Genomic DNA, 20381 nt, shown 5'->3' on the forward strand with positions numbered 1-20381 from the left:
TGTTGCCTCGGAAGGAGGCGGTCATGGCGCGGAAAGGGAGGCGAGACGATGACCGCCAGCCCCGCCTCGACTTTCCCGGCTACGCCCAGGAATTTCTGCGCCGCAGCCCGGACTATCGCCGCGACTATCAAAGCGTGATGGCGGACCCTGACGCGGGTCCGGCGTTGCAGGAGGTGATGGCCCGGCGATGGGGCCTCTGCTTTCCCGGCCGACCCGCGCATCCCGGCACGCGCGGCACCGGCCTTCTGGGAGGCGGCCGCCTGTCCTTATGTCGTCATGGTCGATGCCGCGGATTCTGCTCTCCCGGACGAGCCGGTTCTCGGCTACGGATTGGGTTCGTGCCTCGCCGAGCGGCGTGTCGCTCACCGGGCCGCGGCGGGCGGGCGCCATTATATCCTTGAGCATGAGTGCGCGCTTCACCGGATCTGGCTGCGCGGCGATCCGGAACGCGCTTCTTTCGCCGCCGTCATCCCGCTCGATGGCATGACCGGGACGCGGCTCCGAGCGGTTCAGGATCTCGATCGATGGCTGCGCGGGGCGGCTCCTTCACCCTCCGCAGCGTCGCCGACCTTCTACCAGGCGCAGCGGCTCGACCTGCTGCTCGCGATACTCGACCTCCGCGAAGGCGCCCGCGTCACGAGCCATGAGGTCGCCTGCCGCCTCGTCTATCCGCGCATGACCATCGGCCGCGGCGCGGCCTGGAAAGCCTCGCCCGAACGGCGGCGGACCCAGCGCCTGATCCGCGAAGCCGAGTCGCTGGCCGCCGGCGGCTACCGCGCGCTGCTCGCGGGTATGCCGGGGCGACAAAAGTAACGTCGGAATTGAGCCGCTCCCCTGTGCGTCCTGCGCCGCGCCATGACGCGACATCGCCCGCCGACCCGCTCTCGAAGGTCCGGCGGCTGGAAGGAGCACCCCATGACGACCGGTCACCCTCCACGCTTTCTCACCACGCCCGAGGCGGCAAGGCGCGTCGGCCTTTCGCACCGGACGCTCGAGAAGCATCGCGTCTATGGAACGGGGCCAGTCTATCGCAAGCTCGGGGGCCGCGTCGTCTACGCGATCGACGAACTCGACGCCTGGGTCGAGCTCGGCCGCCGCACCTCGACGTCCGATCCCGGCAGCGGCATCGTGCGTCCCGCGCGGCGAGAGCCGCGCTGATGCGCCGCATCGATTTCGATGCGGCGCTCGGGTCGCCGGGGCTTTCGCCGCGCAGCGGTCGCGCGATTGCGGCGCCGCCGCAGGGTGCGTCGACCGAGGTCGAACTGACTTGGATCGAAGGCCGGCACGAACAATGGATCCGCTTCGGCCGCGTTGCTGCCGAGCGCATCCTGAGCCGCCGGACACGCGTCGCGGCCTTCCGTCCCGGCGCGGTCTTCGCTTTCGTCCGCTGGACGTCGAACGACTTCGGCACCATCCATTCGAACATCGCCATCGCCCTCGCCGTCGCGCCGGGCGAGTCCCATTCGACGCTGCCGTTCGTCAGACCCGGCGCCGAGATACTGGCGCGGATCGACGGCTGGCCGAAGGTCCAGAAGGCGCTCGAGGCGATCGATGCGGTCGAGGCCGTCGGCATCGACGCCTGCGATGCGGCGCCCGACCATTGGCGCCACATCGGCAACCGGATTGCAGCCGGCCTGCCGTTCCGGCCCTATTCGCTCGAACGCCACACGGCGTGGCTTCGCCGCCGGGCGGTCGGATCATGAACCGCCGGATCCTGTCCTTCACGGTAGCGACCGTCTCGCTTTTCGGCACGCTCTTCGTCGCGGTCGAATGGGCGAAGCCCGCGCCGCGCCTGCTCTGGAATGCGAGCGCCAGCGCGCCGATCGGCCTTTACCGGATCGACGCGGATGCCGCGCCGCGGGTCGGCGACCTCGTCGTCATCGACCCGCCGCCGGCGCTCGCTGGCTTCCTATCCGCGCGCGGCTATCTGCCGCGCGGCGTGCCGCTCCTGAAGCGCGTCGCCGCGATTCCCGGCGCGCTCGTCTGCCGTTCGGGTACCTTCGTCACCGTCGACGGAGCGGGGGCTGCCCGCGCGTTGGCGCGCGACCGGGCGAACCGCTCGCTGCCGGTCTGGACCGGCTGCCGGACCGTCGGGCGCGGCGAGATCTTTCTCCTCAACGCGGCACCCGACAGCCTCGACGGCCGCTATTTCGGGCCGCTGCCCGCTGCCGGGCTGATCGGCACCGCGCATCCGCTTTTCACCCGCTCGAAAGCTGCCGCGCCGCTTCGCAGGCGCGGTGGAGACACCTCTGACGATTCTGCCAACGGCAAAAGGGAGCGCGAAAAATGATCATCGGAACGCTGACCGGAAGCGCTTCGCACGGGTTCTCGGGGATGATCGAGACCGTCGCCTACCAAGCTCATATCACCCTTGAGAGCCTGCCCGACTTCGGCGGCGAAGACGATCCCGATTGGCGCATCCTGGTCGGCAATCCGGCCAACGAAGCCGAAATTGGCGCGGGTTGGAACCGCACTCTCGCGGGCCATCCCTACATCGAGATCATGATCGACGACCCGGGCCTCCCGGCTCCGCTCTACGCTCATCTGACCCAGAGACTTCCCGATAAGCGCAAATATTCGATCCGGTGGATCCGCGGCGATGACGGCGAGTGAGCGCATGCGCCGCCTGCGCGGCAATCGACCCGCATGGCATTGCGCTGCGCTTGTCGGCGCCTTCGTCGTGCAGCCCTTATGCACGCCGGCTGTCGCCGCGGTGCAGCCGGGCGAGCATCCCTATGCCGCGCCGGTCGCCGAAGCGGCGCAGCGTTTCGCCATTCCCGAACTCTGGATCTGGCGCGTGATGCACGCCGAAAGCCGGGGCAGGGCGGGCGCGGTTTCGCATGCGGGAGCGATGGGGCTGATGCAGATCATGCCCGGAACCTGGGCGTCGCTGACCGCCCGCCACCGGCTCGGCCCGGACCCCTTCGACCCCCGCGCGAACATCCTTGCGGGTGCGGCCTATCTGCGCGCGATGTGGGACCGCTATGGCGACATCGCGCTGATGCTCGCCGCCTATAATGCAGGACCTGGGCGCGCCGATGCCTATGCATCGGGCCGCCGCGGCTTGCCCGCCGAAACCGTCGCCTATGTCGCGAAGATCGCCCCCGAACTACATGGCGCCGACAGCGTCAACGGCGTTGGAAATGCCGCCGCGGCGCCAAGGCCTTCGCATGGCTGGCGGGATGCGGCGATCTTCGCCGGGCGCCGCGACGACCTCGAGGGTGCGCATTCCGCATCGGCGCCCGAAGCCGCCGCGCCGTCTTCCGCGCCGGCTGCGTCGCTCTTCATTTCGCTCTCCACCGCGCGGGACCGCTGATGTCTCGCCGGTGGATCAGCCTTGCTGGATGCCGCGGTTCGGGAGCAGCAGGATCTTGCTGGAAGGGAAATGGGGGATCGCAAGATAAAAACCGTGCCAGCTGCGGGCCCGGGATGGTCGGTTTTCGGCGGCTTTGGGCGTATGGCATAGGCAAAATCAGCCATACGGATCGCACAGAGCCCGCATATTCTGCGCCCTTTTCGTATGGCAGGGCGCCCGATGCGGCGTGACGACGGCGATTTCCGGATCAGGCCGGGACGGAGCCGCGATCGCGGCTCGGGTTCCGCGGACAGGGGCAAGCGGCTCGCGGCCCAGGTCCGCAGGGCGGCCGCCCGCTCGGGATATACCCGCTCGCGATCCGGGCGAAGCCGCGGCGGCGGCACCGGGACGCATGGGCGCGGCCGACGGGCTCTGGCCGCGATGCGCAGCCAGCCGGGCAGCCGGCGCGTCACCGTCATGGCGCGCGTGGTCCGTCATCGCGGCGCACGGTTTCGTGCAGCGCCGCTAGCGCGCCATATCTCTTATCTGGAGCGCGAGGGCGTCACCCGCGACGGACGCGACGCCACCATGTTCGATGCCGATGGCGATGCCGCCGACCGCGACGCGTTCGCCGCGCGCTGCGAGGACGACCGGCATCATTTCCGGCTGATCGTCAGCCCCGAGGACGCGGCCGAACTCGGCGACCTTCGTACCTTCACCCGCGATCTTCTGACCGACATGCAAAGGGATCTGGATACGCGCCTCGACTGGGTCGCGGTCGACCATTGGAATACCGACAATCCGCACGTCCATATTCTCGTGCGCGGCGTCGCCGACGATGGCGCCGATCTCGTCATCGACCGCGGCTATATCGCCGCCGGCATCCGCGGCCGCGCCGAGGCCTTGGCGACGCTCGAGCTCGGTCCGCGGAGCGAGCTCGACATTCAGGATGCGCTCGCACGCGAGGTCGATGCCGAACGCTGGACGAGCCTCGACGCCCGGCTGCAGCGCATCGCCGACGAAACGGGCGGGATGATCGACCTGCGCCCATCCGCCGGTGACGATCGGCGCCTGCAGGGGTTGCTCATTGGCCGCGCCGCGAAGCTCGAGGCGATGGGGCTTGCCGAGCGAAGCGGCGCCGGTCTCTGGACTATGGACGCGGGCGCCGAACAGGCGCTACGCGAGGTCGCGGTGCGCGGCGATGTCATCAAGACGATGCACCGGGCGCTCGCCCGCGGCGGCGGTCGCTTCGATCCCGCAGCGCTCGCGCTCCACGAGGGAGCTCCGGACGGGCCGGTCATCGGCCGGTTGGTCGAACGCGGTCTCCATGACGAGTTCGCGGGCAGTGCCTATGCGATCGTCGACGGTGCCGATGGGCGCACCCACCATATCCGCTTCGATGACATGGAGATGACCGGCGACGCGCGGCCCGGCGCGATCGTCGAACTGCGCAAGTGGCAGGACGGCAAGGGGCGCGATCAGATATCGCTGGCGACCCGCTCCGACCTGCCGCTTGCTTCGCAGGTGGTCGCGCCCGGCGCGACCTGGCTCGACCGCCAGCTCGTCGCCCGCGAACCCGTCGCATGCGGCAATGGCTTCGGTCTCGAAATCCGCCAGGCGATGGACGAACGCGCGCGCTATCTTGTGAGCGAAGGACTGGCTTCGCGCGCCGGCGATCGGCTGAGCCTGTCACCGGGACTGATCGACAAGCTCGCCTCGCGCGAGCTTGAGGCCGCGACCGCCGCGATCGCCGAGCGGACCGGCCTTACTGCGAAACCCTCGGCTGCCGGGGAGTATGTGAGCGGCATCTACCGCGAACGCGTCACCCTCGCATCGGGGCGCTTCGCGATGATCGACGACGGGCTCGGCTTCCAGCTCGTTCCCTGGCGCCCCGCGCTCGACCGCCACCTCGGCCAGCATATCACCGGCACCATGTCGCCCGGCGGCACGGTCGACTGGGCGCTGGGCCGGGGCATCGGCATCTAGAAGGACAGCTTCCGCATGAACGACAAGATACTCTGGGGCCAGATCGCCGCCGTCGGCGCGATCGTGATCCTCGCGGTCTGGGCGGCGACGCAATGGACTGCCGCTGCGCTCGGATATCAGCCCGCGCTGGGTGCGCCATGGTTTCGGATCGGCGACTATCCGGTCTATCCGCCGCCGGCCTTCTTCTGGTGGTGGTTCGTCTATGACGCCTACGCGCCGCCGCTCTTCTACCGCGGCGCCATGATCGCCGCATCGGGCGGCTTCGTCTCGATCATCGTCGCGATCGCCATGTCGGTATGGCGCGCCCGCGAGCGGCGGCGCGCCGAAACCTATGGCTCGGCGCGCTGGGCCGATGCGGGCGATATCCGGCGCGCGGGCATGCTCGGCGATGCCGGCGTGATCCTTGGACGCTTTCGCCGGCACTATCTGCGTCACGATGGCGCAGAGCATATCCTCTGCTTCGCGCCGACGCGTTCGGGCAAGGGTGTCGGTCTTGTCGTCCCGACGCTGCTCACCTGGCCCGGCAGCTGTATCGTGCACGACATCAAGGGTGAGAACTGGCAGCTGACCTCGGGTTTCCGGGCGCAGCACGGCCGCGTGCTCCTCTTCGATCCCACCAACATCGCGTCATCCGCCTACAACCCTTTGCTCGAAATCCGGCGCGGTCAGTGGGAGGTGCGCGATGCGCAGAATGTCGCCGACGTGCTCGTCGATCCCGAAGGCAGCCTCGAGAAGCGCAACCACTGGGAAAAGACGAGCCATTCGCTGCTCGTCGGGGCGATCCTCCATGTCCTCTATGCTGAGGAAGACAAGTCGCTGGCCGGGGTGGCGGCGTTTCTGTCCGATCCCCGCCGCGGCATCGCCTCGACGGTGCGGATCATGCAGACGACCGCGCATCTCGGCGAGGCGGGCGTGCATCCGGTCGTTGCCCGTGCGGCGCAGGATCTGCTGAACAAGTCGGCCAACGAACGCTCGGGGGTGCTGTCGACGGCCATGTCCTTCCTCGGCCTCTATCGCGACCCGGTCATAGCGGCGGTGACGGGGCGGTCCGACTGGCGCATCGCCGATCTCGTCACCGGCGATACCCCGACCTCGCTCTATCTCGTCGTCCCGCCCGGCGACATCAGCCGCACCAAGCCGCTCATCCGCCTCATCCTCAACCAGATCGGGCGGCGGCTCACCGAGGAGCTCAATCCCGCCGCTCGGCCGCAGCGCCTTCTGTTCATGCTCGACGAGTTTCCGGCGCTCGGACGACTCGATTTCTTCGAGAGCGCGCTGGCCTTCATGGCGGGCTACGGGATCAAGGCCTTCCTGATCGCCCAGTCGCTGAACCAGATCGAAAAGGCCTATGGGCCGAACAATGCCATTCTCGATAATTGCCACGTCCGGGTAAGTTTCGCGACGATCATCGAGAGCTGCCCGACCCGCATATTTCTGCCGAACGAGCGCGCGGCGGAGCCGCAAATCGCGCGGGTCTACGAGCGCTTTGGGCTCAACCACCGGCAGATCGAAATCCTGAGCCGGGCGACCCCGAAGCGCGACTATTATTGCCAGTCGCGCCGCGGCAACCGCTTGTTCGACCTTGGTCTCGGCGACATCGCGCTCGCCTTCGCCGCCGCCTCATCGAAGTCCGACCAGATGCGCATCGGCGAGCTGGTGGCCGCGCATGGCCAGCAGCAGTTCGCCGCCGCCTGGCTTCGCCACCGCGGCCTCACCTGGGCCGCCGACCTGCTCGGCAATCTCGAAATCGCAGCCCCCTGAAGGAGTGAGTTTGATGAAGAAGAATATCTATCGCTATGCGGCGCTGGCCGGTCTGATCGCGGCCGCGATGCTGCCTGCGGGTTCGATGATCGCGCCCGCCGCGGCGCAGATCGGCGGGATCGTCCATGATCCGCGCAACTATGCCCAGAATATCCTGACCGCTGCGCGCACGCTCGAGCAGATCAACAACCAGATCAAGCAACTCCAGAACCAGGCGACCTCGCTCGTCAACGAGGCGCGCAATCTTCAGAGCCTGCCGACCTCGACGCTGCAGGAGCTGCAGGGGCAGGTCGATCGCACCCGGGGTCTTTTGGCCGAAGCGCAGCGCATCGCTTTCGACGTCGGCGATATCCAGAAGGCGTTCGATGCCCGCTACAAGGGTGCGGCGCTGTCGGGTCCGCAGGCGGCGCTCGTCGCCAATGCCGAGGCGCGCTGGACCAACAGCGTCGGCGCCTTCCAGGACGCGATGAAGGTGCAGGCCGGCGTCGTCACCAATATGGGCGCGGCCCGCCAGTCGATCTCGACGCTGGTCACCGCCAGCCAGTCGGCGACCGGCGCGCTGCAGGCGGCGCAGGCGGGCAACCAACTGCTCGCGCTCCAGTCGCAGCAACTCGGCGACCTCGCCGCCGCGATCGCGGCGCAGGGCCGCGCCGAAATGCTGGATGCCGCGCGCGCGGCGGCGGCCGAGGCCGAAGGGCGTGAGCGCTTCCGTCGCTTCCGCAAGGGCAATTGAGATGGGCCGGGCGGGGAAGCTCGTCGCCGGAGCGATCGTGGGCGGCATGGCGCTGACGCTTGCGCTTCTGGCGGCGGTCGACCCGCCCGCGCCGCGTGCGTCCGTTTCTGGTCACATTTCCAGAGCGGATGCAGGGCCCGAGCTTGGCGAGACGCTCCGCCGCTGCCGAACCGTCACGGTCGCGGACCCCGAATGCGAGGCGGCTTGGGAAACGAAGCGCCGCCACTTCTTTGGTCAAGAGAAGGACGAAAAATGAACGACACCGGGGTAATCGATCAATTCCTGTCGGTCTTCTCGACCTATATCGACAGCGGCTTCGGGCTGCTCGGAGGTGAAGTCGGCTTCTTGTCCTCGACGCTGATCGTCATCGACGTAACGATCGCAGCGCTCTTCTGGGCGTGGGGCGCCGACGAGGATGTCCTCCAGCGTCTCGTCAAGAAGACGCTCTATATCGGCGTCTTTGCCTTCATCATCGGCAATTTCCAGAGCCTGGCGACGATCATGCTCGAAAGTTTCGCTGGGCTGGGCCTGAAAGCGAGCGGCGGCGCCATGGCGATCGGCGACTTCATGCGTCCGGGGTTCGTCGCGGCGACCGGGCTCGAAGCCGCCGAGCCGCTGCTCGATGCATCGGCCGATTTGTTGGGGCCGATCGGCCTGTTCGTCAATTTTATGCAGATACTGATCTTGCTTGTCGCCTGGATCATCGTCGTGCTCGCCTTCTTCATCCTCGCGGTGCAGGTGTTCGTGACGATCCTCGAGTTCAAGCTCGTGACGCTCGCGGGCTTCGTCCTCATCCCCTTCGCCTTCTTCGGGCGGACGGCCTTCATGGCCGAGCGCGTGCTCGGTCATATCATTTCCTCGGGCATCAAGCTGCTCGTGCTCGCGGTCATCACCGGCATCGGAACGACCTTGTTCGACCGCTTCCTCGACGCCAGCGTCGGCCCTGAACCCGATATCGAACAGGCAATGGCGATCGCGCTCGGCGCGCTGACGCTTCTCGGCCTTGGTATCTTCGGCCCCAGCGTCGCCAACGGCATCGTCGCGGGCGGGCCGCAGCTCGGCGCCGGTGCGGCTGCAGGGACCGCCGTCGCGGCGGGCGCCACGCTCGCCGCCGGTGCGGCCGGCGCGACGCTCGCCGGCGGCGCGGTGGCCACCGCGGCACGCGGCGCCGCTTCAGCCAGCGCGCGCGGGGCCGGCAGCGCCTCGGCGGCCTATTCCGCGGGAGAGGCCGGGAAGAGCGGGGCAGGGGCGGTCGGTTCCGGCTTGGCCAATGTCGCGCGCAGTGCCGCCAGCGGCGCCGCATCGCCGCTCCGCCGCGCCGCAGAGAAGCTGCGGGCCGACTTCGAGGCCGGGCGCAGCGGGTCCGCCGAGAGCGCTGCGCCTTCCCGGCCTGCCGACGGCCCTCCCGCATGGGCGGCCACAATGCGCCGCCGCCAGGTGATGACGCAGGGTGCGACCATCGGTGCCCATACTCTCAAGGGCGGCGACAGCCACGGCGGCGCCTCGGCTCCCGACATCAGCGAAAAGGACTGATCGAACATGTTCAGAAGACCCAGCAATCATTATGGCCGCACGCCGGAGCCCGTCACGCCCTATCAGCGCGCCGCGCAGGTCTGGGACGATCGCATCGGTTCGGCGCGGGTGCAGGCGAAGAACTGGCGCCTCGCCTTTTTCGGTTCGCTCCTCCTCTCGGGCGGTCTCGCCTGCGGCCTCGTCTGGCATTCGGCGCGCGGTACGATCACGCCCTGGGTGGTCGAAGTCGACAAACTCGGCGAGGCTCGCGCGGTCGCCCCGGCGGACGGGGATTATAAGCCGACTGACCCGCAGACCGCCTTTCACCTCGCGCGTTTCATCGAGCATGTCCGCTCGATCCCCGCCGATCCGGTCGTGCTGCGCAAGGACTGGCTTTCGGCCTATGATTTCACCACGGCGACGGGCGCCCAGGCGCTCAACGACCATGCGCGCAATAACGACCCCTTCGCCGAGGTCGGCAAGGTCCAGGTCGCGGTCGATGTGTCGAGCGTGATCCGCGCCTCGAAGAACAGCTTTCGGATCGCTTGGACCGAGCGCCGCTATCAGGACGGCAGCCTGATCGAGACATCGCGCTGGTCCGCCATCCTCACCGTCACCCATGTACCGCCGCGCACCCCGGACGCGCTGCGCCGCAATCCGCTTGGCGTTTTTGTGTCCGCTATTTCATGGTCCAAGGAGCTCAATCAATGAAGCCAGTTTCCTCCGAATTTCTTCTCGCCGGCGCCGCCTTGCTTGGTCTCGCGTCGCCTTCGCTTGCCGCTGAAAGCCGCGATCCGCGCCAGAATGTCGGGCGCGCGAATGATGCCGCCCGTGTCCAGCCCGAGCGGGCCACCTTCCTCAATGCTATCCAGAAATATGCCTGGGCCGAAGGGGCACTCTACCAGGTTTACGCATCGCCGGGGCAGGTCACCGATATCGTGCTGCAGGAGGGTGAGGAGCTCGTCGGGCCGGGGCCCGTTGCCGCCGGCGATACGGTGCGCTGGATCATCGGCGACACGGTGAGCGGCAGCGGCTCCGCGCGCCGCGTGCATATCCTCGTGAAACCAACGCGGCCCGACATCGTGACGAATATCGTCATCAACACGAGCAGGCGGACCTATCATATCGAGCTGCGCGCAACGCCCGCAACTTATATGGCATCGGTGTCCTGGTCCTATCCGGAAGCCGAGCTCATCGCGCTGCGCATGGCCGAAGCAGAGCGCGAGCGGACCGCCCCGGTCGCGGCGGGGCTCGACCTCGGCGCCCTCAACTTTCGCTATCGGCTCTCTGGCGACAAGCCCGGGTGGCGCCCGGTAAGGGTCTTCGACGACGGACGGCAGACCTTCGTGGAATTCGGCGACGATATCGCGACAGGTGAGATGCCGCCGCTGTTCGCCACCGGTGCGAAAGGAGAGGCGGAGCTTCTCAACTACCGTGTCCAGGGACGCTACATGATCGTCGACCGGCTGTTCGAGCGCGGCGAACTGCGGATGGGTGCCGGCCGCGCGGCGCGCAAGGTGATCATCGAACGCGCCTCGCGCGGCGGGGGCCGCTCATGAGCGCGCCGGAACGAGACGATGCGATTGTGACGGGGCCCGCAGCAGCCCCCCCCTCCGGTGCCGAACCTTTCCGGCTCGGCGCTGAACCTCCGAAGGTCGTGCGTCTTTCTCGCAAGGCGCTTGCCATCATGGGCGGTACCGCGGGCATCGCGATTGGCGGCGCGCTGCTCTACGCGCTGCAGTCGACGGAACCGAAGGTAGCAGAAAACCTCCATAACAGCGATCGCGCAAACCGGTCCGAACTCGTGACCGGTGCGCCGGGTGCTTATGACAAGATTCCAAAGCTCGGCGACCCGCTCCCCGGCGACCTCGGGAGACCGATTCTCTCGGCGCGCGAGAAAGGCGAGGCGGTACCCATGCCCCCGATAGGCGCGCCGCATACTGACTCCCGGACAGCTGCCGCCGAACAGGCACGCGCGAGGGTAGCACAGGAGCGCGACAGTGCTCGGGCCAGCCAGATATTTCTTGGTGGCGGGGCATCTCTTCCATCGCCTGTGCCGGTCTTGGGCGATACGGCACTGCCACCTGCGCCCGGCAATCCCCAAGCCGTTCAAACGTTGGCCGGAAAGCGGAGGGATTTCCTCGGTGGCGACAGTGCGCGGCCGACGGAAAGCGCGGCGCGGATCGTCGCGCCCTCGTCGCCCAATGTGGTTCAGGCGGGCAGTGTGATTCCGGCCGCGCTCATCACCGGCATCCGCTCCGACCTCCCGGGGCAGGTCACGGCGCAGGTGACGCAGAATGTCTATGACAGCCCCACCGGGCGCATCCTGCTGATCCCGCAGGGTGCTCGGCTGATCGGCGAATATGACAGCGAGATCGCTGACGGGCAGAACCGGGTGCTGCTCGTCTGGGAGAGGCTCATCCTTCCGGGCGGCCGTTCGCTCGCGCTCGATCGCCAGCCAGGGGCCGACGCGTCGGGCCGGGCAGGCCTCGCCGATCGCACCGACCATCATTGGGGTCGGGTCTTGCGCGCCGCGCTGATATCGACCTTGCTCGGCATCGGTGTCGAAACGGGATCGGGCGGCGATGACGCCCTCCTTCGGGCGCTCCGGGACGGGGCGCAGGACAGCGTGAACCAGGCGGGTCAGCGGATCGTGGAGCGCGAGATGAAGGTGCCGCCTACGCTCACGATCCGCCCCGGCCACACGCTGCGCGTCATCGTGACGCGCGACCTCGTCTTCGAGAACAAGGGCAGCGAAGGATGAGCGCGCTTCGCCTTGGACCGATCGCCGATGACAAGCCGGTCAAATTGACGATCGAGGTTCCGGGACGGCTGCACCGCGATCTGCTTGTCTATGCCGAGATCCACGCGAAGGCCACGGGCCTCGCCGAGCCGCTGGCGCCCGAGAAGATTGCGGTCCCAATGATCGAGCGCTTCATTTCCGCTGACCGCGGGTTCGCGAGTGCGCGGCGGCAGCGCTGAGGGCTGCATTCCGCATCATGCGCGTCGCTTTTGGCGTTTTCATACAATCGGCAGGCAAGGGCGGCGCCTAAGGGCGCTGGGCGACCCAGAAGAGCTCGCCTTTCTTGCAAGGGCTAGACCTTCATTCCTGCCCGCCCGCGTCCTCGTCGGGCGGGCACTTTTTCAACCTTCCTGGTGTTAGAGACCATTCGGCGTTGTATTTCGCCATTGCGCGATGCGTCGTTGGCGCGAGCATCTTGACGGTCCGTCGGGTCCGAAGCTGGAGCAGGCTGCGGAAAAGCTCGCAAGGCATTCGTTGCTGCCTGGATGGCCGAGGAAACATGATCATTCCAAAGTTTTAGCGCTTCCTGCTTTTCTTCCTTCCAATCATGGCGCTGATATATTCCGGCTACACCCGCACGCGAACCTCCCACATGGTTCAGCACAGCCTCGGTAACCTCGAAGCGAATCCCGAGCCTCTGAAACCCTGTTGCGAGCGTGCGCCTCAGGTCATGCAGACGCCAGTCGGGCACAGGCTCGCCGCCGTCCTGCGATAAGAGCAAAACCAGCTTGTCTTTGCCCTTGCTGTAGCCCGTGAAAGCGCCTCCGCGCGCCGTCGCGAACAGCTTCCCGGCACGCGGCCATTTTGCTGCGCCAGCCACCTGATCCAGAACGGCTACGGCCAGATCGTTCAGTGGTATCTGGTTCGACTTGCCATTCTTTGCCCGTTCCTTTGGCAAGGTCCACATACGTTCGACTTGGTCGACTTCCTCCCAGCGGAGCGACGAAACTTCCTCTCGTCGCTGTCCAGTGACGATCAGCAGCCGAATGATTGGGCCGAAGCAATGGTGCGTGTGCGGCGCCGCGAGCCAAACGCGGGCGAGCTCTTGGTCCGACAGCCAGCGGTCGCGCGGGGTAACGGCAGGCGGAGTCTCCATCCCTTCCATCGGGCTGCGGTCGATGTCCCCACGGCCCACCGCCCAGCGAAAGAGCCGGCGCATCACTGCAAAGACGTTTCGGATATTGCCGATCTGCTCCCTCGGCATTCGGTCCATCACCGCAATAATATCGGACCGAACAAGCCGCGGCAGGGGCTTTGAGCCCAACACCGGCTTCACATGGAGTCTCAGGCCTTGCTCCGCGAGCCGCTTCCAACCTTTGCCAACGCAAGAGTCGACAAATCGATCGGCATAATTGTCGAATGCCAGATCGACCGCCTCACGCCGGCGCTGCCGCTCCGCCTCTCCTGGATCCGTGCCTTGGGCGACTAGAATGAACAGCCGTTCCGCTTCGGCTCTCGCCGTGCTTGGGCTCCAAGGCGAGCCGTGACTGCCGATCGTATATCGGCGGGTCTTTGATTCTCGTCCGCCCATTCGAAATTGCAGGACGTATGAAACGGCCCCCGATTTTGTTCGCTTGGCGCCGAAGCCTCTTATGCTATCATCCCAGAGGATGTCATTTTCGCTACTTGCGATGAGAACATCGATAGAGCGTTTTGTGATCTTTCCGCGTGCCATAAATGGGTCTCCCAATACGGCGTTTCCAGCAATCACCGGGCAATCACCGTGACGGAAATTGCCGCGTAATTGGAGAAAAGATAGCATAGGGAAGGCCTAGAAAAAACTAGCCTTTTCAACTCTATAGCACTCTTATCTACGCCTCCAGCGCATATACCAGACTTCGTGCCCTTGCGTGCGCGCCTTGGCTTCGTAGCGGGTTTCGGGCCAGCCGCCCGGCCGGACGAGGAAGTCGCCTGACGCCTGTGCCAGCCATTCAAACTGGTGGCGGTGGCGGCGCATGATCATCAGCGCGTGGGCGAGATAGATGGGGTGATCGGTGCCGAAGCGGAATTCGCCGCCGGGTTTGAGCTTCGCCGCGATCAGGTCGACCGGGCCGTCGTTCATCATCCGCCGCTTGGCGTGGCGCGCTTTCGGCCAGGGGTCGGGATGGAGCAGATAGGCGAAGCTCAGCGCGCCGTCGGGAATCCGGCGCAGCACTTCCAGCGCATCGCCGTGATGGATGCGGACGTTGGCGAGCGGCAGGCGTTCGCCGTGGTCGCCCGACACATGCACCAGCGCCTGCGCGACGCCGTTGACGAAGGGCTCGGCGCCGATGAAGCCATGGTCGGGCAACATGTCGGCGCGCCCGGCCATATGTTCGCCGCCGCCGAAACCGATCTCGAAGTGCAGGGGGCGCCCCTGTCCCTCGGCGTCGCCGAACAGCCGCGCCGCGGTGACTTCGCCTTCCGCGGGAACGGCAATCTGCGGCAGCAGCTTGTCGACAAGGTCCTGCTGTCCCGCGCGCAGCGGCTTGCCCTTGGCGCGGCCATAGAGGCGGTTGATCGTCGTCGGATCGCCGGATTTGTAAGCGGTCATGCCGCGCGCCCTAGCCGAGCGGTGGCGTTCCGGTCAACGCGCCCCGGCTCGATGCGGGGGGCTCAGCGCGGCGGCCATGTCGCCGTCGTTCCGGCGGCGCGTTTCTTTTCAACAAGGTCGAGTGCGCGCTGCGGCGTGGGCAGGCGGTCCTGCGCGACAAGCGCGACGATCTGCGCCGCGACGATGAAATTGGCGGAATAATATCCCGCCGCGTGCGGCTGGACCGCGACCGCCTTGCCGTTGTCACCGATTGCCAGCAGATAGCGGTCGGCTGTCCCCTCGGGGCGATAGACGGCGCGATTGCCGCCGACGACGCTGTCGATGCACCAGCGGGGTGCGGTCAGGCGCGGGGCTGGCGTCTGCACCCCGGCTGTCAGCGTTGGTGCAGGAAGCGCCGAATCGGCGGCGTTCCCGGTGAAGGCGAGCTTGGTCGCGCAATCGGCGATCGGCTCTGCCGCGACGGCGGCACCGGTCTGCGGCAAGCGGATTTCCGAGAGGGCAGCCTCCATGGATGCCGACAGCTCGCCGGGCGATTGCGTCGCCGAGGTTGCGCGCATCTTTACATACCAATCGCCGACGGCGAACGGCGCCACGCCGGTGCTGCGAATGCCCTCGACCCCTGCGGGTGCGAACACTGCCTTGAGGCCGCTCGCCGCAGCCTGCCCGGGCGGGGTGAAGGCGACCGGCGCGATCGCCAGCGCCGGGTTTTTCAGATCCTCGCGCAAACTGATCGCGCGCTGCGCCTGCGCAAACCAGATCGGTACGGCGCCGTTGGTATTGCGGAAAATATAGACGGTCAGTTGCTGGTTGCCGTCGCTGGACCCGAAATTCTGGCTGATGTCGAGTTCGGGTTCGGCGAAGCTCGTCGCGCGCATGCGCGCGAGGCCGCCGAGCGTTGCCGGGATGACGATGCCGCTATGGGCATGCGCCCATGCTGCCCCGGCATTGACCGGCAGCGGCTGCTGGGCCGACGCTGCACCGGGCAAAGCCATGGCCAGCGCGGCGGCGAACAGGCTCGTGATAAGGCTCGTTTTTGCCATCGCCATTCCTCCCCGATCCTGAAGCATTAGCTGTCAGATCGGGTTGGCGATAGCAAGCAGCCCTGCGTCAGCTGGCGAGCGCGGCCTTCAGCTTGTCGACGAGGTCGGTGCGTTCCCACGGAAAGGCGCTGCCGTCCGACTGGCGGCCGAAATGGCCATAGGCCGCGGTCTGCCGGTAGATCGGCTTGTTGAGGCCGAGGTGGGTGCGGATACCCTTCGGCGTCAGGCGAACGAGCTCCGGAATCACCGCCTCGATGCGGCCTTCCTCGACGGTGCCGGTGCCGTGCAGGTCGACATAGATCGACAGCGGTTCGGCGACGCCGATCGCGTAGCTCAACTGGATCGTGCAGCGACGCGCGAGACCCGCGGCAACGATGTTCTTGGCGAGGTAACGGGTGATATATGCCGCCGAACGGTCGACCTTGGTCGGGTCCTTGCCGCTGAACGCGCCGCCGCCGTGCGGGCTGGCGCCGCCATAGGTGTCGACGATGATCTTGCGGCCGGTGAGGCCGGCGTCGCCGTCGGGGCCGCCGATCTCGAAACGCCCCGTCGGGTTGATATGATAGACGGTGTTCGCGGTCAGCAGTTCGGCAGGCAGCACGTCCGCGATCACGCCGAGCACATATTTGCGCAGCTCGGTATATTTCGCTTCGTCGCCCTCGCCGTTGTGGAAGAAATAGCCCGGGGCATGCTGGGTCGACACGACGATTGCGGTCGCTTCGACCGGCCGTTCGTTGGCATAGCGCAGCGTGACCTGGCTCTTTGCGTCGGGTTCGAGGAAGGGGGCGATGCCCGCCTTGCGGTCGGCGGCCATGCGTTCGAGGATCTTGTGGCTGTAATCGAGCGTCGCGGGCATCAGGTCGGGGGTTTCATCCGATGCATAACCGAACATGATCCCCTGATCGCCGGCGCCCTCATCCTTGTCGGCCGCTTCGTCGACGCCCTGCGCGATATGCGCTGACTGGGCATGGAGGTTGTTTTCAAAGCGGAAGGTCTGCCAGTGGAAGCCGTCCTGTTCGTAACCGATCTCCTTGACCGTCCGGCGGACGGTGGCCTCGATCTCTTCGAGCGCGCCGGGCGCCCATTCGCCATTCTCGAACACGCCCTTGCAGCGGATTTCGCCGGCGAGCACGACAAGCTGGGTCGTCGTCAGCGTTTCGCACGCGACGCGCGCCTCGGGGTCCTTCGACAGGAACAGGTCGACGATCGAATCGCTGATCTGGTCGGCCACCTTGTCGGGATGCCCTTCGGACACGCTTTCGGAGGTGAAGAGGAAGCTGTTGCGCATGAGAGCCTTCTTTGGAGCAAATATAAAGGATGCTTTATGTGTGGGGCTGTTAGCGTCCGCGCCGCCGAAAAGCAATGGCGGCGGCGAGCAACAGCAGCGCGAAGCCGACCGGCAGGACGTTGCCGAAGCGGGCAAAAAGGGTCGGGGCGTGTGGTGGGGGCAGGGTGGTATCGATCCGCCCCGGGGTATGCATCGGAATCGATGCGAGGATATGACCGTCGGCGTCGATCACCGCGCTGATGCCGGTCGGCGTCGCGCGCACGACGGGCAGGCCCTCCTCGATTGCGCGCAGCCGCGCCTGCGCCAGATGCTGCGGCGGTCCCCACGCGCCGAACCATGCGTCGTTCGACGGATTGAAGAGGAAGTCGGGACGGTGCGCGCGGTCGACGACCTGCCCCGAGAAGATGATCTCGTAACAGATTTGCAGGCCCGCGCGACCGAAGGCGCCGAGGTCGAGCGTGTGCGGCCCCGGTCCCGGCCAGAAGTCGATATCGCCCGGCGCGAGGCGCGACAGGCCGATCGCCGAGAGGATCGGGCGCATCGGGAGATATTCGCCATAGGGAACGAGGTGCGCCTTGTCGTAGCGCGGTCCGAGCGTGCCGTCTGCATGGACGGTCATCACCGCGTTGCGGGCGCCGACCGCATCCCCCGTCTTGTTGAACTCGAGCTTCAGCGCACCGAGCAGCATCAGATCGCCGGGGTTCATCAGGTTCGTCAGCCGACCGCGCGCCGCCGCCGGCGCGCGGTCGTAATAATAGGAGGGGTATCCGGTTTCGAGATAGTCGGGGATCGCTGCCTCGGGCCACAGGATCAGCCGCGGCCGCTCATCCCTCGGCGCGGTCAGCCGGGCGAGCTTGGCGAAATTGGCATCGGCCTTGCTGCCTTCCCATTTGTCCTGCTGACCGACATTGGGCTGGACGACGGTGATGGGGGTGCGCTTCGCCCCCTTCGACCGGACCGCGGCATCGGCGCCCGCCTGAGCCAGGAAGGCCGTACCCCAAAGGGCGAGCAGGCCGCCAAATAAGGCAGCCGCGGCGACACTGCGGCGAAACCATGCCAGAATCAGCACCGCCGCCAACAGGCAGACGAGCGCGCTCATGCCGTAGGTGCCGATCCAGCGAGCCGGCGCCGCGACATGCGGAACGGCGACCACTCCCAGCGGATTCCATGCAAAGCCTGTGAAAATCCAGCTGCGAAGCCATTCGGTCAGCGCCCACAGCGCCGCAAAGGCAAGGAGATAGGATGGCGCAGCAAAATGCGTGTCGGCCTTGGGTCGAATCATCCATGCGCCCCACGCCGCGATTGCCGGATAGACTGCGAGATACAGCGACAACAGGACGACTGCGACCCAGCCGAGCCAGGCGGGCATTGCGGCCTGATAGGTGAAAGCGGTCGCGATCCAGTTGAGGCCGAGCGCGAAATGGCCGACCCCGAACGCCCAGCCGGTTCCGAAGGCGCGCCGGCCGCGCGGGGCTCGCGCGACGAGCGCCATCCATCCGGCGACAGCAAGCAGGGTCAGCGGCCAGAAGCTCAGCGGCGCAAATCCCGTTGCCGAAACGGCTCCGAGGAGCAGGGCGACGAGCTTTGGCCAGCGGTCGGCGAAAGCGGCGATGCGGGAGGAGGTCGCGGTCACGCCGGCTGCTTTAGCGCCGCGCCTGCGGCCCCACAATGGCGCTCGCGCGGTTGGACGACGGCAGCAACCCGGCGCGGACCGGCAGACGGCGGATTTCGAGTGGAAGCGGACAAGCAGAGATCGTGAGGCCTCGGAAAACTGCGCAACTTCACGCGCGATTGACATATCTCCATAGCACGGCGGATCCGAGGTTCAGTGCTGTGCGCCGCGCCAAATGGATCCCGGATCAAGTCCGGGATGACGAAAGAAGCGGACGGAGCGAGGTCGTGAAACCGCAGAACACTGCGCAACTTCACACGCGATCGGCTATTTAGCCGCTGCGATCGGTAACGATGACGAGCAAGATCGTGCAATAGTGGGCTCATCGACCAGCTTGGAGCATGGCGGCGCATTTTAGGAAAGCGGTTTTGACCGGCAATGAGGCTGGTGGGTTGCGGCCGCTTTCGGCCGGAAGCGGTCATCAATGCTGTGTACCCCGGCGAAAGCCGGGGCCCAGAGCGCCATAGCGCAACCTTGGCATTCCGACGCCCTGGACCCCGGCCTTCGCCGGGGTACACAAAACGGGCGAACATCCGCTCCCCACCCCAAAATGGACTTGGATGTGGTGGCGGCTCCTACAGCATATATTTCATCCTGATCGACTGGCGCATATCGCCCGCCACGGCGAAGCTCGCCGATTTGAAGCTGGGCGGGCCGACGGTGATCGTCGGGTTGCGCGAAAAGCCGAAGCCTTCCTTGGGCAGGAAGATCGCGACGTCCATCTTGTCGTTGCTGTTTTCGTCATGGACGACGGCAATCGCATAGGTGCCCGCCTTGGGCGCGTGCATGACGAAGTCGCCCGCGTCGGCGGCCTTCACTGCCATGCGCACCGAGCCCACGTCCTTGCTGCAATCGGGAAAGGCCTTGGGATTGGTGGTCAGGCAGACGAGGAGCTGCCCTTTCATGCTGCGCAGGCCGGTGACGCTGACCTCAACTGTCGGCGGCGGGGCGCTCGCGGCGGCGGTGAGCAGCGTCAAGGCTGCCCCCGAAGCCGCCCAGCCCGATATCCGTGCGGCACGCCTTGTCCCAGAAGCGGAAATAGAGACCATAATTCCCCCGGTAGACGGCGTGATGCCGTTCGTGGTGGGTCGCGGTTATCAGCCAGCGGCCCGCGGGTCCATGGACAAGCGCGCGCGGGAACATCTCCCACCCCATATGATTGCCCACCCCCATCAGCGTCATGATCGCAAGGACGAGGCCGAGCATGGCGACATGGATCGGGATCAGGAAGACGAGCGCCGGGATGACGACCGCGCCGGTGACCGCTTCGAGCGGATGAAAGCTCATCGCCGCCCATGCGGTCGGCGGGCGGCTGTCGTGGTGGACGCTGTGCGCAAGGCGGAACAGGGCGGGACGATGCATCCAGCGGTGGGTCCAGTAGAACCATGTGTCGTGGATAAGCAGATAGGCGAAGAGGCTGACGGGCAGGTACCAGAGCGGCAAGGCATTCCAGTCGCTGTAGATGCGCGTCCAGCCATGCGCCTGCCAGCCCCAGGCGACGATACCGGCAGGAATGCCGTAGATGGCGGCGCTCGCAAGACTCCAGCCGATCTCGCGCCGCATCTGCTTTTCGAGGCCGCGATAGAGGCCGGGGTGCTTCAGCCGCGTCGCCAGCGCGAAGCCGCCGCTGCTGATCAGATAGCGGACGCCGACGATCGCCGTCATCGCCAGGGCGGAATAAAGGATCGGCCAACCGGTCACGGTGGAAGGCTAGCCGCTTCACGGCGCGTTGCAATGGCTTTGCACCGGCGCGCGCGG

General features: G+C 66.7%; 22 protein-coding genes and 1 pseudogene. 16 read left to right on the forward strand and 7 right to left on the reverse strand.

Going from position 1 to position 20381, the window contains the following annotated elements; translation table 11 throughout:
- Positions 1 to 23: 23 nt before the first annotated feature.
- The 16 genes and pseudogenes from AN936_RS25875 to AN936_RS02600 all read left to right on the forward strand — a co-directional run bounded on the left by AN936_RS25875 (position 24) and on the right by AN936_RS02600 (position 12269).
- Entirely contained in the window at positions 24 to 401 is a 378-nt protein-coding gene (locus AN936_RS25875) for a transcriptional regulator domain-containing protein (protein WP_420496829.1), read from the forward strand.
- On the forward strand, positions 331 to 813 hold the full coding sequence (locus AN936_RS23940) for a DNA -binding domain-containing protein (protein WP_420496830.1): 483 nt from the start codon (positions 331 to 333) through the stop codon (positions 811 to 813). The genes AN936_RS25875 and AN936_RS23940 overlap by 71 nt, the downstream gene beginning before the upstream one ends.
- A 102-nt stretch (positions 814 to 915) precedes the next feature.
- On the forward strand, positions 916 to 1158 hold the full coding sequence (locus AN936_RS02535; RefSeq protein ID WP_054586770.1) for a helix-turn-helix transcriptional regulator: 243 nt from the start codon (positions 916 to 918) through the stop codon (positions 1156 to 1158).
- Positions 1158 to 1703 carry a DUF2840 domain-containing protein gene (locus AN936_RS02540; RefSeq protein ID WP_054586771.1) on the forward strand — a complete coding sequence of 182 codons (546 nt, stop codon included), beginning with the start codon at positions 1158 to 1160 and terminating at the stop codon, positions 1701 to 1703. The genes AN936_RS02535 and AN936_RS02540 overlap by 1 nt, the downstream gene beginning before the upstream one ends.
- Positions 1700 to 2290 (forward strand): S26 family signal peptidase, encoded by a 591-nt coding sequence (locus AN936_RS02545; RefSeq protein ID WP_054586772.1) that lies wholly within the window; start codon positions 1700 to 1702, stop codon positions 2288 to 2290. Before AN936_RS02540 ends, AN936_RS02545 begins: the two co-directional genes overlap by 4 nt.
- Positions 2287 to 2613: a DUF736 domain-containing protein gene (locus AN936_RS02550; protein WP_054586773.1), complete on the forward strand. Its 327-nt coding sequence runs from the start codon at positions 2287 to 2289 to the stop codon at positions 2611 to 2613. Before AN936_RS02545 ends, AN936_RS02550 begins: the two co-directional genes overlap by 4 nt.
- A complete protein-coding gene (locus AN936_RS02555) occupies positions 2600 to 3316 on the forward strand; it encodes a lytic transglycosylase domain-containing protein (RefSeq protein ID WP_084758130.1) in 717 nt (238 codons plus the stop codon). Before AN936_RS02550 ends, AN936_RS02555 begins: the two co-directional genes overlap by 14 nt.
- Before the next feature lie 219 nt (positions 3317 to 3535).
- A complete protein-coding gene (locus AN936_RS02560) occupies positions 3536 to 5281 on the forward strand; it encodes a relaxase/mobilization nuclease domain-containing protein (protein WP_054590056.1) in 1746 nt (581 codons plus the stop codon).
- A gap of 15 nt (positions 5282 to 5296) precedes the next feature.
- A pseudogene (traG, locus tag AN936_RS02565) lies at positions 5297 to 6712 on the forward strand (IncP-type conjugal transfer protein TraG); the annotation flags it as partial.
- 343 nt (positions 6713 to 7055) lie between these two features.
- Complete coding sequence (trbJ, locus tag AN936_RS02570) at positions 7056 to 7775, forward strand: P-type conjugative transfer protein TrbJ (RefSeq protein WP_054586774.1); 720 nt, start codon at positions 7056 to 7058, stop codon at positions 7773 to 7775.
- Positions 7741 to 8031: a putative entry exclusion protein TrbK-alt gene (gene trbK-alt, locus AN936_RS02575; RefSeq protein WP_158500036.1), complete on the forward strand. Its 291-nt coding sequence runs from the start codon at positions 7741 to 7743 to the stop codon at positions 8029 to 8031. Before trbJ ends, trbK-alt begins: the two co-directional genes overlap by 35 nt.
- Entirely contained in the window at positions 8028 to 9308 is a 1281-nt protein-coding gene (gene trbL, locus AN936_RS02580) for a P-type conjugative transfer protein TrbL (RefSeq protein WP_054586776.1), read from the forward strand. Before trbK-alt ends, trbL begins: the two co-directional genes overlap by 4 nt.
- A gap of 6 nt (positions 9309 to 9314) precedes the next feature.
- Positions 9315 to 9998 carry a conjugal transfer protein TrbF gene (gene trbF, locus AN936_RS02585; protein ID WP_054586777.1) on the forward strand — a complete coding sequence of 228 codons (684 nt, stop codon included), beginning with the start codon at positions 9315 to 9317 and terminating at the stop codon, positions 9996 to 9998.
- The gene (trbG, locus tag AN936_RS02590; protein ID WP_084758132.1) at positions 9995 to 10846 is read left to right on the forward strand and encodes a P-type conjugative transfer protein TrbG; all 852 of its coding nucleotides are present in this window, start codon (positions 9995 to 9997) and stop codon (positions 10844 to 10846) included. The genes trbF and trbG overlap by 4 nt, the downstream gene beginning before the upstream one ends.
- A 128-nt stretch (positions 10847 to 10974) precedes the next feature.
- On the forward strand, positions 10975 to 12051 hold the full coding sequence (locus AN936_RS02595; RefSeq protein ID WP_335337297.1) for a TrbI/VirB10 family protein: 1077 nt from the start codon (positions 10975 to 10977) through the stop codon (positions 12049 to 12051).
- The gene (locus tag AN936_RS02600; protein ID WP_054586779.1) at positions 12048 to 12269 is read left to right on the forward strand and encodes a DUF2274 domain-containing protein; all 222 of its coding nucleotides are present in this window, start codon (positions 12048 to 12050) and stop codon (positions 12267 to 12269) included. The genes AN936_RS02595 and AN936_RS02600 overlap by 4 nt, the downstream gene beginning before the upstream one ends.
- Positions 12270 to 12382: 113 nt before the next feature.
- On the opposite strand, the gene AN936_RS02605 is transcribed toward AN936_RS02600, so the two are convergent.
- The 7 genes from AN936_RS02605 to AN936_RS02635 all read right to left on the reverse strand — a co-directional run bounded on the left by AN936_RS02605 (position 12383) and on the right by AN936_RS02635 (position 20288).
- Positions 12383 to 13852, reverse strand: coding sequence for a tyrosine-type recombinase/integrase (locus AN936_RS02605; protein WP_234715715.1), 1470 nt, complete (start codon positions 13850 to 13852; stop codon positions 12383 to 12385).
- Between the two features lie 45 nt (positions 13853 to 13897).
- The gene (gene trmB / locus AN936_RS02610) at positions 13898 to 14623 is read right to left on the reverse strand and encodes a tRNA (guanine(46)-N(7))-methyltransferase TrmB (protein WP_054586780.1); all 726 of its coding nucleotides are present in this window, start codon (positions 14621 to 14623) and stop codon (positions 13898 to 13900) included.
- A gap of 62 nt (positions 14624 to 14685) precedes the next feature.
- On the reverse strand, positions 14686 to 15663 hold the full coding sequence (locus tag AN936_RS02615; RefSeq protein WP_149037577.1) for a hypothetical protein: 978 nt from the start codon (positions 15661 to 15663) through the stop codon (positions 14686 to 14688).
- A 67-nt stretch (positions 15664 to 15730) separates the two neighbouring features.
- A complete protein-coding gene (gene metK / locus AN936_RS02620) occupies positions 15731 to 16951 on the reverse strand; it encodes a methionine adenosyltransferase (protein ID WP_054586782.1) in 1221 nt (406 codons plus the stop codon).
- A gap of 49 nt (positions 16952 to 17000) precedes the next feature.
- Complete coding sequence (gene lnt / locus AN936_RS02625; RefSeq protein ID WP_234715716.1) at positions 17001 to 18584, reverse strand: apolipoprotein N-acyltransferase; 1584 nt, start codon at positions 18582 to 18584, stop codon at positions 17001 to 17003.
- A 614-nt stretch (positions 18585 to 19198) separates the two neighbouring features.
- Positions 19199 to 19600: a DUF2141 domain-containing protein gene (locus tag AN936_RS02630; protein WP_234715717.1), complete on the reverse strand. Its 402-nt coding sequence runs from the start codon at positions 19598 to 19600 to the stop codon at positions 19199 to 19201.
- The gene (locus tag AN936_RS02635; RefSeq protein WP_054590059.1) at positions 19554 to 20288 is read right to left on the reverse strand and encodes a sterol desaturase family protein; all 735 of its coding nucleotides are present in this window, start codon (positions 20286 to 20288) and stop codon (positions 19554 to 19556) included. Before AN936_RS02635 ends, AN936_RS02630 begins: the two co-directional genes overlap by 47 nt.
- Positions 20289 to 20381: the final 93 nt, after the last annotated feature.

Origin of the sequence: Sphingopyxis macrogoltabida, from assembly GCF_001307295.1 — a bacterium.
GTDB lineage: Bacteria > Pseudomonadota > Alphaproteobacteria > Sphingomonadales > Sphingomonadaceae > Sphingopyxis > Sphingopyxis macrogoltabida_B.